We start from the raw sequence: 14504 nt of genomic DNA, 5'->3' as shown, positions 1-14504 counted from the left end.
TCAGTCCTCCAGTGCGGCGAGGCCGGGGAGCGTCTTGCCCTCGAGGTATTCGAGGGAGGCGCCGCCACCGGTCGAGATGTGGCCGAATGCCGTCTCGTCGAAGCCCAGGATGCGCACGGCGGCGGCGGAGTCGCCACCGCCGACCACGGTGAAGCCCTTGGATTCGACGAGTGCCTGGGCGACCGCCTTGGTGCCCTCGGCGTAGTCGGGGTGCTCGAAGACGCCCATGGGACCGTTCCAGAAGACGGTGGCGGCGTCGGCGAGCTTGGATGCGTACAGCTTGCAGGTCTCGGGCCCGTTGTCGAGGCCCTGTCGGTCGGCCGGGATGGCGTCCGCGGCGACGGTCGTGGGGTTGGCCGGGGCCTTGGTCTTCAGGTCCGGGAACTCGGTCCCGGCGAGGACGTCCACCGGCAGGACCAGCTCGACGCCGGTCTTCTCGGCGCGCTCGATGTACTCCTGGACGGCCGGGATCTGGTCCTCCTGGAGGAGGGACTTGCCGATCTCGTAGCCCTTGGCCTTGAGGAAGGTGTAGGCCATGCCGCCGCCGATGAGGATGCGGTCGGCCTTGCCGAGCAGCTGGTCGATCACGGCGAGCTTGTCGGAGACCTTGGCCCCGCCGAGCGCGACGACGTAGGGCCGCGCGACCTCGTCGGTGAGCTTCTTGAGGACGCCGACCTCGGTCGCGATGAGGTAGCCGGCGTAGTGCGGCAGCCGGGCCGGGAGGTCGTACACGGAGGCGTGCTTGCGGTGCACGGCTCCGAAGCCGTCGCCGACGTAGACGTCGGCGAGGGCGGCGAGCCGGTCGGCGAAGGCGCCGCGCTCGGCGTCGTCCTTGCTCGTCTCGCCGGCGTTGAAGCGCAGGTTCTCGACGACGGCGACCTGGCCGTCGCTCAGGCCCGCGACGGTGGCCTGGGCGGACTCGCCGACCGTGTCGGTCGCGAAGGCCACGTCGGCGCCGAGGAGTTCACCGAGGCGCGCGGCGGCGGGCTCGAGGGAGAAGGCCGGGTCCGGGGCGCCCTTGGGGCGGCCCAGGTGGGAGGCGACGACCACGCGGGCGCCCGCCTCGGCGAGGGCCTTGACCGTGGGCAGCACGGCGCGGATACGGCCGTCGTCGGTGATCGACGTGCCGTCCAGCGGCACGTTCAGGTCCGCGCGGACGAAAGCCCGCTTGCCCGCGACCCCTTCGGCGAGGAGTTCGTCGATCGTCTTCATGAAGGGACTCCTGAAAGAGCTCGTAAGCGCTCGTAAGCGCTCGTGATCGAACAGCTCTGATCTGTACGTGCGTCAGGGCTCGGGCAGCGCGTCCTCACGCTGCCCGAGCCCTGCTCTCACACTGTCGTGCCCGCTCGGTTGATCAGAGCTGGTTGCCGACGAAGACCGTAAGGTCCACGAGGCGGTTGGAGTAGCCCCACTCGTTGTCGTACCAGCCGAGGATCTTCACCGAGTTGCCCTCCTGGACCATGGTCAGGGAGGCGTCGAAGGTGCAGGAGGCCGGGTCGCTGACGATGTCCGAGGAGACGATCTGGTCCTCGGTGTAGGCCAGGTAGCCCTTGAGGTCGCCGTCGTCGGAGGCCTTCTTGAACGCGGCGTTGACCTCGTCCTTGGTGACCTCGCGCTGGAGCGTCACGACCAGGTCGGTGGCCGAGCCGGTCGGGACCGGGACGCGCATCGCGATGCCGTCGAGCTTGCCCTTGAGCTGCGGCAGGACCAGCGCGGTGGCCTTGGCGGCACCCGTGGTGGTCGGGATGATGTTCTCGGCGGCGGCGCGGGCGCGACGCAGGTCCGAGTGCGGGAAGTCCAGGATGCGCTGGTCGTTGGTGTACGCGTGGACCGTCGTCATCAGGCCCTTGACGATGCCGAAGTTCTCGTCGAGGACCTTGGCCATCGGCGCCACACAGTTGGTGGTGCAGGAGGCGTTGGAGATGACGTGGTGGTTCGCCGGGTCGTACTTGTCCTGGTTGACACCCATCACGATGGTGATGTCCTCCTCCTTGGCCGGAGCCGAGATGAGGACCTTCTTGGCGCCGCCGGTGAGGTGCTTGGCGGCGTCGGCCTTCTTCGTGAAGATGCCGGTGGACTCGATGACGATGTCGACGCCCAGCTCGCCCCACGGGATGTCGGCGGGGTTGCGCTCGGACAGCACCTTGATGGTGTGGCCGTCGACCGTGATCGTGTCTGCGGTGTGCGACACCTCTGCCTTGAGACGGCCCAGGATGGTGTCGTACTTGAGCAGATGAGCGGTGGTCGCGGTGTCACCCAGGTCGTTGACAGCCACGATGTCGATGTCCGCACCCTGCTCCAGCAGCGCACGGAAGTAGTTGCGGCCGATGCGGCCGAAGCCGTTGATGCCTACGCGGATCGTCACGAACCGATCTCCTCGTTGGTACGCCGGCCATGAAGAGCCGGCGAGCTCTGTTTGGGATGTCCCCGACCGCCTACGACCCTACCTCCCTGAGCCCCAGGTGGTGACATCCAGATGCCCCATACACGGCAGGGCGGTCCGTACCCGCCAGTAGGGGTACGGACCGCCCACCGCTGAGATCAAGATCACTCGATTTCGCTACACGGAGCGCATCCCTGTTGACCAGGGACGTCACCCTTTCGGGTAAGGGGGTGTCACCCGTCCAGGGAAGCGAGCGCCTTCTTCATCAGTGCCGTCCGGTCGGCCGCCGCGGCGACGTGTTCCAGGCCGAAGCCCAGCAGCACGGTGTCGTCCGTGGTGACCGCGCCGAATGTCCGGAACAGTGCCCCGGTGCGCGTCCAGTCCTTGAGGACGGCCGGGCTGCCCGCGGGCGGGCCGGCCGTCTTCCAGGCGCCGAGGGAGGTCTCGAAGCCCTCGGTCTCCTTCGCGGCGCCACCGACGACCAGCGAGGCGTCGTCGGCGAGGACGCCGCGCCCGCCGGTGCCCGGGTCGGTGACGTAGCTGATCGACAGCTCGACCGTCTTGCCGGCATAGGCGCTCAGGTCGAAGTTCACCTGCTGCCAGCCGTTGGAGGCGCCGGTGAGGCTGTGCCACTGGCCGGAGCCGCCCGACGCGGTGCAGCCGTCGTCCGTCACGGTGAGGTAGCGCTTCAGCCAGGGGTGCCCATTGACGTAGTAGCCGGCCGCGCACTCCTCCGGCACGGTGGCCTTGGTGGCGCCGCCCGACTCGGGCAGGGTCGTCCAGTCGTCGGCGCCGGCGGTGTGGGCCTCCAGCAGGACGTGGTCGTAGCCGGGCTCGGTGTCCCACAGCAACTGGGTGCGCAGCGTGGGCCTGTCCGCCGCCGTGGTGCCGGTGAGGTCCACGGTGCGGGTGAGGCGCTTGTAGCCGTCGTTGGTGTGGACGGCCGCCGCCATGTAGGAGCCCGCGTACGGGCCGTACGGGTTCACCGTGCCGGCGAACTGTCCCGCGCCCTCGCTCGCGAACTGCGGGTACGTGGCGGCGGGCAGTTCGCCGGAGGTGACCGCATAGGTGCCCGCCTTGTCCAGCGGGTTGCCGGGGGCGCCGGCGAGTGTGCCCGTGAAGCCGCCGAGCCCGCCGGCGCCGGTGAAGCCGGTCGCCCCGGGGGTCGAGGTGCGGCTGTAGGCACCGAGGTAGTACTGGCTGAAGTCGTTCGAGAGGGTGCCGCCGCCCAGGTCGACGCTGCCGCCGGCCTGCTCGCCCGCCTCGATCAGCCTGCCGCCCTCGTTGAGGAAGGCCCGGAGCTGGAGCTGGGTGGCGACGCCCGGGGTGCCCGCGCCCGTGTAGTGGACGACGGTGTCGTAGTGGCTCAGCACACCGAGCGCGTCGGGCGCGCCCTGCTTGGCGACGTCCCAGACGACCGCCTTGCGGCCGTTGGCCTTGAGGGCGTCGACGTAGGCCTGCGCCTGGGTGGCGGTGGCGCCTTCCTCGGCGACCACGAGGGTGTTCGCCCTGGGCAGCTCGGCCACGGTGTAGGTGAAGCGCTTGCTGGAGACCGGCTTGCCGTTCTTCGTCTCCCCGGTGAACCACACCTCGACCTTGTCGCCCGGGTCGCCGTCCTTGACCTTCGCCCGGTACTCGTCGAAGTAGAGGTTGTCCTCACCGCCGTACGTCTCGCCGCCCTTCCAGGCCTTGAGCGCCATGTCCTCGGTGCGGCCGCCGTTGACGCGGTACCTCAGCTCCTTGTCGCGTACGGACTTGCGTGCGACGACGGAGATCTCCTGGTCGGCGCCGCGCGAGTAAGAGGTGGAGAAGGCCGCCGGGGTGAAGTCGGCGGCGCTCATGCCGACCGAGGAGGAGGGCCGGTCGGGGCGGGCGGCCGACTCGGCGACGGAGAGCGCGAACGGGACGTTCTTGGCGAACTCCTGCTGGATCAGCTTCTCGTCGTCCGGGAAGGTGAAGACCGACCGGCAGTCGGACGCCTTCCACTCGTCGTTCGGGTCGACGTTCGAGGCCGTCGCGCAGGTCGACATCTCGGGGGTGAACATCGCCAGGCCGTTGACGTTCGCCGCGTGGCCGTCGGCCTCGCCGTTCGTCGTGTACAGCTCGGAGGAGACCTGCGGATGGTAGCCGGGAACCGCCGGGTTCTCGGGCGTACCGGCGAGCGCCTCGTACAGGACGTCGTCCGGGGTGGGGGTGGCCACCTGCCAGCCGACTCCGTAGAGGATGAGTTCGGCGGCGGAGTGGTAGTTGATGCCGTACGTGAAGCCGATCCGCTTCTGGAAGGCGTCCAGCGCCTTGGTCTCCGGCTCGGAGCCCGGGCTCGCGCCGCGGTAGGTCTCGCTGGTGGCGTTGGGGGACGAGCCCTCGTCGTCGTAGCCCCACTTGTAGGTGAAGTTGCGGTTGAGGTCGACGCCGTCGCCGGTGCCGATGACGCCGTCGCCGTTGTTGTCCCGCAGGTTCTTGCGCCACATGCGGTTGTCGTCGCTCTTGAAGGTGTGGTCGTAGCCGTCGGGGTTGGCCGACAGGAGGAACCACAGCTCGGTGGAGTCGACGATCTTCTTGACGCGCTTGTCCGTCTTGTACTTGTCCAAGTAATGGTGCATCAGGCGCCGGGTCATCTCCGGCGTGATCCACTCGCGCGCGTGCTGGTTGGACATGTAGAGGACGGAGGGCTTGGAGCCGTCCTTCGTCTTCTTCGCGTTCTTGGTCATCTTCAGCGCGAGGATGTCCTGGCCGTTCACCGACTTGCCGATGGAGACGACCTTGGTGAGCCCGGGGTGCTGCTGTGCGGCGCGGAGGATCTCCTCCTTCAGGCCGCCCCCTCCGCTGTACGGGCGGAACACGCCCTCGGCGGCGTTCTTGACGCGCTTCTCGGCACCTGCGGAGACTTTGTGCTCGTTGAGGCCGACGCCCTGCTTGCGAAGCTTCTTCGCCTGCTGGTCGGTGAGATAGACCTCGACGGTCCCGGTGCCCTTCTCGGGGACCTGCTCGCCGAGTTCATGGCCGTCCTGGCCGGCCGCGAGCAGCAGGGGTACCTGCTTCTGGGTGACCTCGGCCCGGAAGACCTTGACCTCGTCCGAGTCGGACGGGGCCGAACTTCCCGGTTGTGCCTGGGCAATGGGTGCGATGCTCGCTCCGCCGATCAGGAGCGCGCCGACAGCGAGGATCGATCTCGCTCTTCGTCTCATGAACCCCCCTTGCGTGGGTTCGCCACAGCAGCGAACAGATGCCAGGCTCATGACAGTCCATGATCGAGTCAAGAGTGCCTGAACGACACGCAAAAGCCGGTGCCGACCACCCAAGTGGGCGCCGGACACCGGCTGATTGACGGCCTGTGAGGTCAGCCGACGAGGTTGTCGGCGAGTTCGTCGGCGAGGTTGGACTCCGTGCCCGGGATGCCGAGGTCGGAGGCGCGCTTGTCGGCCATGGCCAGCAGGCGGCGGATCCGGCCGGCGACGGCGTCCTTGGTCAGCGGCGGGTCGGCGAGCGCGCCCAGCTCCTCCAGGGAGGCCTGCTTGTGCTCCATGCGCAGCCGGCCGGCGGCGGCGAGATGCTCGGGGACGTCGTCGGCGAGGATCTCCAGGGCGCGCTGCACCCGGGCACCGGCGGCGACGGCCGCACGGGCCGAGCGGCGCAGGTTGGCGTCGTCGAAGTTGGCGAGCCGGTTCGCCGTGGCCCGCACCTCGCGGCGCATCCGGCGCTCCTCCCAGGCCAGCACCGACTCATGGGCTCCGAGCCGGGTCAGCAGGGCGCCGATGGCGTCGCCGTCACGGACGACGACCCGGTCCACGCCGCGCACCTCACGGGCCTTGGCCCCGATCGACAGGCGGCGGGCGGCGCCGACCAGCGCGAGCGCGGCCTCGGGACCCGGGCAGGTCACCTCCAGGGAGGAGGAGCGGCCGGGCTCGGTGAGCGAGCCGTGCGCCAGGAACGCGCCACGCCAGGCGGCCTCGGCGTCGCAGGTGGCCCCCGAGACCACCTGCGGGGGCAGACCGCGGATCGGGCGGCCGCGCCCGTCGACCAGGCCGGTCTGGCGGGCCAGCTGGTCCCCGCCCGCGATGACGCGCACCACGTAGCGGGAACCGCGGCGCAGTCCGCCGGGTGCCATCACGATCAGTTCGGAGCTGTGGCCGAAGATCTCCAGGATGTCCCGCTTCAGCCGGCGGGCCGCCATCGCCGTGTCCAGCTCCGCCTCGATCACAATCCGACCGCTCACCAGGTGGAGGCCGCCGGCGAACCGCAGCATGGCGGAGACCTCCGCCTTTCTGCAGCAGGTCCGGGTGACGGGGAGCCGGGAGATCTCGTCCTTCACCGCTGCCGTCATCGCCATGGGCCGATCCTTCCATGCATCCGAAAAATACGGTCGTACGCGGCGGCCAACAGCTCCGGGTCGTGCCTCGGGGTCCCGTCGGGTCTGGCCACCGGCGCCAGCTCGACCGCGGCCCCGAAGCGCTTGGCGGCGTCGGTCAGGGAGTCACGGTCGGGCACGGCGGCCTCGTCGGCCAGCACCACGTCCAGGGCGAGTTTAGGGGCGTGTCGTCCCAAAACCTCCAAATGACGCTGCGGGGAGAAGCCCTCGGTTTCTCCGGGCTGCGGGGCGAGGTTCAGGGAGAGTACCCGGCGTGCCTTGGTCTGCGTGAGCGCGTCCAGCAGCTCCGGCACGAGCAGATGCGGGATGACCGAGGAGAACCAGGAGCCGGGGCCGAGCACCACCCAGTCCGCGTCCAGGACGGCCTCGACCGCCTCGGGCACGGCGGGCGGGTCGTGCGGCACGACGTGCACGGACTGCACCTCGCCGGGGGTGAGGGCGACGGTGGCCTGGCCGCGGACCGTGTCGACCTCCTCCGGGCGCTCCGGGTCGTGGCCCTTGACCAGGGCCTGGAGCTCCAGCGGGACGGCGGACATGGGCAGCACACGCCCCTGGGCTCCGAGCAGGCGTCCGACCAGGTCGAGGGCCTGCACATGGTCGCCGAGCTGCTCCCAGAGGGCGACGATCAGCAGGTTTCCGACCGCGTGCTCGTGCAGGTCGCCCTGGGACTGGAAGCGGTGCTGGATGACCCGGGCCCAGGTCTGGCCCCAGTCGTCGTCACCGCACAGCGCGGCCAGCGCCTTGCGCAGGTCGCCGGGCGGCAGCACGCCCAGCTCGTCGCGGAGCCGGCCGCTGGAGCCGCCGTCGTCGGCCACGGTGACGACGGCGGTGAGGTCACCGGTGATCCGGCGCAGCGCGGCCAGCGAGGCGGACAGGCCCATGCCGCCGCCGAGGGCGACGACCTTGGGCTGGGTGCCCCGGCGGCGCGGTCTGCCGCCCCGGGCCTCGGCGGGCCGGCCGGCCCGCGCGTCGGCGGAGCCGTCGGGCACCACCCGGCGCAGCCGGCTCAGCCGCGGAGTACGTCGTGTCATTCGCGTCCCATGTCCCGGTGTACGACCACTGTCTCCACGCCTTCGGAAGCGAGCCGGGCGGCGAGCTTCTCCGACATGGCGACCGAGCGGTGCTTGCCGCCCGTGCAGCCCACGGCGATGGTCACGTAGCGCTTGCCCTCCCGGCGGTAGCCGGTGGCGACGAGCTGGAGGAGCTCCGTGTACCGGTCGAGGAACTCCTTGGCTCCGGGCTGGTTGAAGACGTACCCGGAGACCTCCTCGTTGAGGCCGGTGTACGGGCGCAGCTCCGGGACCCAGTGCGGGTTCGGCAGGAAGCGGCAGTCGACGACGAGGTCGGCGTCGACCGGCAGGCCGTACTTGTAGCCGAAGGACATCACCGTGGCCCGCAGCTCCGGCTCCTCCTCGCCCGCGAACTGGGCGTCCATCTTGGCGCGCAGCTCGTGCACGTTCAGGCTGGAGGTGTCGATCACCAGGTCGGCGTCGCCGCGCAGCTCGCGCAGCAGTTCCCGCTCGGCGGCGATGCCGTCGACGATGCGGCCGTCGCCCTGGAGGGGGTGCGGGCGGCGGACCGACTCGAAGCGGCGCACCAGGGCCTCGTCGGAGGACTCCAGGAAGACGATCCTCCGGGTGACGTTCTTCGCCTCCAGGTCGGCGAGGGACTCGCGGAGGTTGTCGAAGAAGCGGCGGCCGCGGACGTCGACGACGACGGCGATCCGGGCCACGTTGCCCTGGGAGCGGGCGCCGAGTTCCACCATGGTGGGGATCAGCGCGGGCGGCAGGTTGTCGACGACGAACCAGCCGAGGTCCTCCAGACACTTCGCGGCCGTCGAGCGGCCCGCCCCGGACATGCCGGAGATGATCACCAGCTCGGGGATGGCCGCGTCCGGGGCCGGTGCCTTGTCGTTGGGCGTGCCCGTGCTCACCTGTGCTCCGTCTCCGGCTTGCTGTTCTTGCCCGTCGTGCTCGTTCACATTCATGTCTCCTGCCCCCGTCGTTCGTCCGGGGCGCCCATCGTCACGGGTTCCCCACTGGCACCCATGGTGCCGGGTTCCGCGCCGGTTTCCGTGCCGGGTTCCTCTTCCATGATCTCTCCGGTCGCCGTGTTGACGGCGGGCGCGGCCGGCGCCGCCCCGGCGAGGGCCGCCGCGATGGTCTCCGCGGTCTTGCGGCCTATGCCGGGAACCTCGCAGATCTGGTCGATGGTGGCGGATCGCAGTTTCTTCAACGAACCGAAGTGTTTCAGGAGTGCCTGCTTCCGCGTGTCCCCCAGACCGGGGACGTCGTCCAGGGGGCTGGAGCGGAAGCGCTTGGCCCGCTTCGCGCGCTGATAGGTGATCGCGAACCGGTGGGCCTCGTCACGGACCCGCTGGAGCAGATACAGGCCCTCGCTGGTGCGGGGCAGGACCACCGGATCGTCGTCACCGGGCACCCAGACCTCCTCCAGGCGCTTGGCGAGGCCGCACACGGCGATGTCGTCGATACCGAGATCGTCCAGGGCCCGCCGGGCGGCCGCGACCTGGGGGGCGCCGCCGTCGACGACCACGAGCTGGGGCGGGTAGGCGAACTTCTTGGGGCGGCCGTCGTCCTCGGTGAGGCCGGGCCCGACGATCTCGCCCTTGCCGTCGATCTCGGGAGTGTCGGCCTCGGGGATCTCGGTCTCGGGGGTGTCCGCGCCCTCGCCGTCGGTCCACTCCCCCGTCTTCTCCTTCTCGGCGAGGTAGCGCCGGAAGCGGCGGGTGATCACCTCGTGCATGGAGCGGACGTCGTCCTGCCCGGCGAAGCCCTTGATCTGGAAGCGCCGGTACTCGCTCTTGCGGGCGAGGCCGTCCTCGAAGACGACCATGGAGGCCACGACGTCGTCGCCCTGGAGGTGGGAGATGTCGTAGCACTCGATCCTGAGCGGGGCGCTGTCCAGGTCGAGGGCGTCGGCGATCTCCTCCAGGGCACGCGAGCGCGTGGTCAGGTCGGAGGCGCGCTTGGTCTTGTGCAGGACGAGGGCCTGCTGCGCGTTGCGCTGGACCGTCTCCATGAGGGACTTCTTGTCGCCGCGCTGCGGGACGCGCAGGGAGACGATCGAGCCGCGCCGCCCGGTGAGCCACTCCTGGACGGGCTCCACGGGGTCGGGCAGGGCCGGGACCAGGACCTCCTTGGGGACGGCGTCGCCGGTCTCCTCGCCGTAGAGCTGCTGCAGGGCGTGCTCCACGAGGGCGCCGGTGGTGATCTCCTCCACCTTGTCGGTGACCCAGCCGCGCTGGCCGCGCACGCGTCCGCCGCGTACGTGGAAGATCTGGACGGCCGCCTCCAGCTCGTCCTCGGCGACCGCGATCAGGTCGGCGTCGGTCGCGTCGGCGAGCACGACCGCGTTCTTCTCCATGGCCTTCTTCAGGGCCTCGATGTCGTCGCGCAGCCGGGCCGCCCGCTCGTACTCCATCTCGTCGGCCGCTTCCACCATCTGCTTCTCGAGCCGGCGGATATAGGTGTTCGTCCGGCCGGTCATGAAGTCGCAGAACTCGTCGGCCAGTTCGCGGTGCTCCTCGGCGGAGACGCGGTCCACGCAGGGGGCCGAGCACTTGCCGATGTAGCCGAGGAGGCAGGGGCGGCCGGTGCGGGCGGCGTTCTTGAAGACACCGGCCGAGCAGGTGCGCACGGGGAAGACGCGCAGCAGCAGGTCGACGGTGTCGCGGATCGCCCACGCGTGCCCGTACGGCCCGAAGTAGCGGACGCCCTTCTTCTTGTGACCGCGCATCACCTGCACGCGCGGGTACTCCTCGTTCATCGTCACCGCGAGGTACGGGTAGCTCTTGTCGTCGCGGTACTTGACGTTGAACCGGGGGTCGTACTCCTTGATCCAGGAGTACTCCAGCTGGAGCGCCTCGACCTCCGTGGACACCACCGTCCACTCCACGGACGCGGCCGTGGTGACCATGGTCCGGGTGCGCGGGTGCATTCCGGCCACGTCCTGGAAGTAGTTCGCCAGGCGCTGGCGCAGGCTTTTCGCCTTTCCGACGTAGATCACCCGGCGGTGCTCGTCGCGGAACCTGTAGACCCCCGGCGTATCGGGGATCTCACCCGGTTTGGGGCGGTAGCTGGAGGGGTCGGCCATGTCTCACACCCTACTGGCGAGCACCGACAGTCCGACGGGAGCGCGGGGCACGATCGCGGGCTTGGCGGGTGGCAGTTTCCAACGGCATGTCCCGCCGCGGGGATTACGGCAGCCCGGTAGCGGGAATGCAGGCTTCCCACGGGGACACGGCGGCGTCCGGCGGACGAGGGCCGTGTCGGTGCAGGCACAGGTTGTCAGTGCGGACCGGCCGCTTCCAAGCGGAGCGGGCGGGCCACGGGTCGGAGGGCTGCGCAGATGAAGCAGATGCGGATCGAGAAGACCCGGCGGACGGTCCGTTCCCGCCGGTACGCGGACGAGGCGTTCGCGCTGCGCGACGCCCTGGACCCGCGCGACCCCGACATAGTGCGGGCCAAGCGTCTCGCTCTCGAGGAGCAGGGCGGACGCGACCGCTCCTAGACACTCGCCGTCTGCCGCGAGCGCCCGGGGTGTACGCCGCCCCGGGCGTTCGTGTGTCCGGCCGGGCGTACATCACTGTCCGGCATCAGGTGTTGTCGGGACCAGGTCAACACGCTTCAATGCGGTGGAACTCGGGGCAGCCGTTGCCGACTCACAGAGAGGCCCCTGCATGCCGCACGCCACACAGCACGCGGACGTCGCCAGCGCGGACCTGGACTCGGCCCTGCGAGGCGGCCCCTTCCACGTCGCCCTGCGTGCGGCGATCGCGGCCCGCGGGCTGCCGCTGCAGCGCGTGCAGCACCATCTGTCCCGCCACGGCGTGAAGGTCGGTGTCACCAGCCTGAGTTACTGGCAGCAGGGGGCACGGCGTCCGCAGCGCCCCGAGTCGCTGCGCGCCGTCCGCGCGCTGGAGGAGATCCTCGAGCTTCCCGAGGAGTCGCTGATCCGGCTGCTCGCCGAGTCCGAGGCCGGCGCGTCCGGGCAGCGGTCAGCGGCCCGGTCCTATCGCTCCCTGGTGGAGGCCTCCGGGGCCCTGGACCAGTTGCTGGCCGAGCTGGACTGCCCGCCGGACGGGGGCCTGCACACCCTCGGGCACCACGAGCGGCTGCGGATCGGGGCGCGGCGCGAGCTGGCCGAGCGCGAGTCTCACCACATCGTGCGCGCCCACCGGGACGGAGTCGACCGCTTCGTCGCCGTCCACCACGGCGACCGGGGCGCCTCGCCGGAGCACATGCGGGTGCATGCCCTGGAGAACTGCCGTACGGGCCGGGTCCGTTGGCACCGCGACACCGGCATGCTCGCCGCCGAGCTGCTCTTCGACACCCGGCTGCGGGCCGGGGACACGTTCCTCTTCCGCTACGGCGTCGAGGACGGGACGGCGGACGAGGCGCGCGAGTACGTCCGCGGTTTCGACGTCCCCGGCGGCCAGTACGCGCTCCAGGTGTGCTTCGACGCGGCGGCCCTCCCGGTGCGCTGCCACCGGTTCGCGCAGCACTCGGCGGCGGCTCCGCGCAACGGGTGCCAGGAGCTGCCGCTGAGCGGCCGGCACCGGTCGGTGCACGTGGTGGAGCCGCGGGTGCGGGCCGGGTTTCTGGGGATCGGCTGGGACTGGGAGTAGTCAGTCGGGTCGGGGGACCCGGGCCTGATCGGACGTAAACGTTTGCGCAAGCGTTTACGTGCGCCGTCGGATGCGATACGTTCCCCGCCGGGCCACCGGCACGCGGAGGAGGGAACGGCATGGCGACCATGGCCGACGTCGCGCGGAGCGCCGGTGTCTCCGTGGCGACCGTCTCGCACGTCCTGAACGGCACGCGGCCGGTGCTGCCGCACACCCGCCAGGCGGTCCTGGACGCCGTGGAGGAGCTCGGCTACACCACGAACACGCTGGCCCGCTCCCTGGTGACGTCCCGGACCCGTTCCATCGGGCTGGCGGTGTCGGCGATCAGCAACCCGTACTTCACGGAGATCCTCCAGGGCGTCGAGGCCTGTGCCCTGGAGCACGGCTACAGCCTGCTGATCGCCGACCCGCACGACGACCCGGAGCATGAGCGCAAGGTCGTCCGGCTGCTGCACGAGCGCCGGGTGGACGGCATGATCGTCGCGCCCTCGGCGGCTCCGCGCGGGCTGCTCGCGTACCTGGAGCGGCACGACGTACCGGCGGTGTTCCTCGACCGGCTGGTGGAGGCCCCCGCGGCGGAGGGCGGTCCGCGTTTCGACCAGGTGTGCGCCGACAACGCCGAACCGACGTCCAGGCTGGTCACCCATCTCGCGGGCCTCGGCCACCGGCGGATCGGGCTGGTGGCCGGGCGGCCCGGGCTCAGCACCACGACAGAGCGGATCACCGGCTACCGGACCGGTCTCGCCTTCGCGGGGCTGTCGTACGACGAACGGCTCCTGGTGCACGGTGACTCGGAGGCGGCCGGTGGCGAACGGGCCACCGCGGACCTGCTGTCCCTGGGCGTGCCGCCCACCGCGCTCGTCACCGGCAACAACGCCATGACCATCGGGGCGCTGCGTGCCCTGCGCGCCCGCGGCCTGTCCGTGCCGGATGACATCGCGCTGTGCTGTTTCGACGACTTCGCCTGGGCGGATCTGTTCTCGCCCCGGCTCACCGCGATCGCGCAGCCCAGCAAGGACATCGGCGCCCGGGCCGTACGCGTGCTCCTGGAGCGTCTCGCCGAGCCGGACCGGCCGGCGCGGACGGTGCGCCTCCCTTCCGCCTTCGTCCATCGCACCTCGTGCGGCTGCCCCGAGGAGTCCGGGCAGCCGCGGCTCGAGCGGTCCGCACAGCCCGAGAAAGGAACCGTCGCATGATCGTCGTCGCCGGTGAGGCACTGATCGACCTGGTACCGCGGGGCGCGGGTGCCCTGGCGGCGCTGCAGCCGGCGCTCGGCGGCGGCCCGTACAACACGGCCGTGGCGCTGGGCCGCCTCGGCTCCCCCGCCGCCTTCTGCTCCCGGGTGTCGTGCGACGCCTTCGGGGAGGCGCTGCTGGACCGGTTGCGCGAGACCGGGGTCGACGTGTCGTCGGTGCAGCGCGGCGCCGAGCCGACGACCCTCGCCGTCGCCACGGTCGACGCGGCCGGCTCGGCGGCGTACTCCTTCTACGTGGACGGGACGGCGGACCGGCTGTTCGCGGCGCCCTCCGCGCTGCCGCCGGGCACTCGTGCGGTCTCCTTCGGCACCTGCTCGCTGGTGCTGGAGCCGGGGGCGAGCGCGTACGAGGAGCTGATGCGTTCGGCGGCCGCGCAGGGCGTGTTCACCGCGCTGGACCCGAACATCAGGGCCGGGCTGATCCCGGACGCGGACGCCTACCGGGCGCGGTTCAAGAGCTGGCTGCCGTCGGTGTCGCTGCTGAAGCTGTCCGCCGAGGACGCCGAGTGGCTCGGCGGCACGCCCCAGGAGTGGCTGGCGGCCGGCCCGGCAGCGGTCGTGATCACCCGGGGCGGCGACGGGTTGACTGTCTTCACCGCCGACGGGGACGAGTTCGCGGTGCCGGGCGAGCGGGTGGAGGTCGTGGACACCATCGGCGCGGGCGACACGGTCAACGCGGCGCTGCTGCACGGGCTCGCGGTACGTGACGCCCTGAGCGAGCGGGCGCTGTCCGCGCTGGGGGCCGACGGCTGGACGGAACTGCTGGGCTTCGCGGCCCGCGCCGCGGCTCTCACCTGCTCACGGGCCGGGGCGGAACCGCCGTACGCGCACGAGCTGGACGGCTGAGTCC

Annotated in this window: 11 protein-coding genes; 4 read left to right on the top strand and 7 right to left on the bottom strand. The window is 71.0% G+C overall.

Annotation, left to right across the window (positions count from 1 at the left end; translation table 11 throughout):
• From KJK29_RS29365 to uvrC, 7 genes are all read right to left on the bottom strand, one after another.
• Window positions 1-1212 (bottom strand): phosphoglycerate kinase, encoded by a 1212-nt coding sequence (locus KJK29_RS29365; protein ID WP_215122192.1) that lies wholly within the window; start codon window positions 1210-1212, stop codon window positions 1-3.
• Window positions 1213-1354: 142 nt separating this feature from the next.
• Window positions 1355-2365, bottom strand: coding sequence for a type I glyceraldehyde-3-phosphate dehydrogenase (gap, locus tag KJK29_RS29360; RefSeq protein WP_215122191.1), 1011 nt, complete (start codon window positions 2363-2365; stop codon window positions 1355-1357).
• A 251-nt stretch (window positions 2366-2616) separates the two neighbouring features.
• Complete coding sequence (locus tag KJK29_RS29355; protein ID WP_215122190.1) at window positions 2617-5571, bottom strand: M14 family metallopeptidase; 2955 nt, start codon at window positions 5569-5571, stop codon at window positions 2617-2619.
• Window positions 5572-5723: 152 nt separating this feature from the next.
• The gene (whiA, locus tag KJK29_RS29350) at window positions 5724-6713 is read right to left on the bottom strand and encodes a DNA-binding protein WhiA (protein ID WP_189731004.1); all 990 of its coding nucleotides are present in this window, start codon (window positions 6711-6713) and stop codon (window positions 5724-5726) included.
• Entirely contained in the window at window positions 6704-7783 is a 1080-nt protein-coding gene (locus tag KJK29_RS29345; RefSeq protein ID WP_215122189.1) for a gluconeogenesis factor YvcK family protein, read from the bottom strand. Before KJK29_RS29345 ends, whiA begins: the two co-directional genes overlap by 10 nt.
• A complete protein-coding gene (gene rapZ, locus KJK29_RS29340) occupies window positions 7780-8739 on the bottom strand; it encodes an RNase adapter RapZ (protein ID WP_215122188.1) in 960 nt (319 codons plus the stop codon). Before rapZ ends, KJK29_RS29345 begins: the two co-directional genes overlap by 4 nt.
• A complete protein-coding gene (uvrC, locus tag KJK29_RS29335; RefSeq protein WP_215122187.1) occupies window positions 8736-10865 on the bottom strand; it encodes an excinuclease ABC subunit UvrC in 2130 nt (709 codons plus the stop codon). The genes rapZ and uvrC overlap by 4 nt, the downstream gene beginning before the upstream one ends.
• A 255-nt stretch (window positions 10866-11120) precedes the next feature.
• Here uvrC and KJK29_RS29330 point away from each other — a divergent pair, with 255 nt between their 5' ends.
• From KJK29_RS29330 to KJK29_RS29315, 4 genes are all read left to right on the top strand, one after another.
• Entirely contained in the window at window positions 11121-11282 is a 162-nt protein-coding gene (locus tag KJK29_RS29330) for a hypothetical protein (protein WP_215122186.1), read from the top strand.
• 169 nt (window positions 11283-11451) lie between these two features.
• Window positions 11452-12399, top strand: a complete 948-nt coding sequence (locus KJK29_RS29325; RefSeq protein WP_215122185.1) for a hypothetical protein — start codon at window positions 11452-11454, stop codon at window positions 12397-12399.
• A 119-nt stretch (window positions 12400-12518) separates the two neighbouring features.
• Window positions 12519-13595 carry a LacI family DNA-binding transcriptional regulator gene (locus KJK29_RS29320; protein ID WP_215122184.1) on the top strand — a complete coding sequence of 359 codons (1077 nt, stop codon included), beginning with the start codon at window positions 12519-12521 and terminating at the stop codon, window positions 13593-13595.
• Window positions 13592-14500, top strand: coding sequence for a carbohydrate kinase family protein (locus KJK29_RS29315; protein ID WP_215122183.1), 909 nt, complete (start codon window positions 13592-13594; stop codon window positions 14498-14500). The genes KJK29_RS29320 and KJK29_RS29315 overlap by 4 nt, the downstream gene beginning before the upstream one ends.
• Window positions 14501-14504: the final 4 nt, after the last annotated feature.

This window comes from Streptomyces koelreuteriae (genome assembly GCF_018604545.1).
Classification (GTDB): domain Bacteria; phylum Actinomycetota; class Actinomycetes; order Streptomycetales; family Streptomycetaceae; genus Streptomyces; species Streptomyces koelreuteriae.
Note: the sequence above shows the minus strand (reverse complement) of the source record. Positions and strands in the feature narration are given on the sequence as shown.

What these genes read in the sequence shown, in the direction of transcription:
- KJK29_RS29365 (WP_215122192.1), bottom strand. Translation starts at nt 1,212, where the DNA reads ATGAAGACGATCGACGAACTCCTCGCCGAAGGGGTCGCGGGCAAGCGG.
- KJK29_RS29355 (WP_215122190.1), bottom strand. Translation starts at nt 5,571, where the DNA reads ATGAGACGAAGAGCGAGATCGATCCTCGCTGTCGGCGCGCTCCTGATC.
- whiA (WP_189731004.1), bottom strand. Translation starts at nt 6,713, where the DNA reads ATGGCGATGACGGCAGCGGTGAAGGACGAGATCTCCCGGCTCCCCGTC.
- KJK29_RS29345 (WP_215122189.1), bottom strand. Translation starts at nt 7,783, where the DNA reads ATGACACGACGTACTCCGCGGCTGAGCCGGCTGCGCCGGGTGGTGCCC.
- rapZ (WP_215122188.1), bottom strand. Translation starts at nt 8,739, where the DNA reads ATGAATGTGAACGAGCACGACGGGCAAGAACAGCAAGCCGGAGACGGA.
- uvrC (WP_215122187.1), bottom strand. Translation starts at nt 10,865, where the DNA reads ATGGCCGACCCCTCCAGCTACCGCCCCAAACCGGGTGAGATCCCCGAT.
- KJK29_RS29330 (WP_215122186.1), top strand. Translation starts at nt 11,121, where the DNA reads ATGAAGCAGATGCGGATCGAGAAGACCCGGCGGACGGTCCGTTCCCGC.
- KJK29_RS29325 (WP_215122185.1), top strand. Translation starts at nt 11,452, where the DNA reads ATGCCGCACGCCACACAGCACGCGGACGTCGCCAGCGCGGACCTGGAC.
- KJK29_RS29320 (WP_215122184.1), top strand. Translation starts at nt 12,519, where the DNA reads ATGGCGACCATGGCCGACGTCGCGCGGAGCGCCGGTGTCTCCGTGGCG.
- KJK29_RS29315 (WP_215122183.1), top strand. Translation starts at nt 13,592, where the DNA reads ATGATCGTCGTCGCCGGTGAGGCACTGATCGACCTGGTACCGCGGGGC.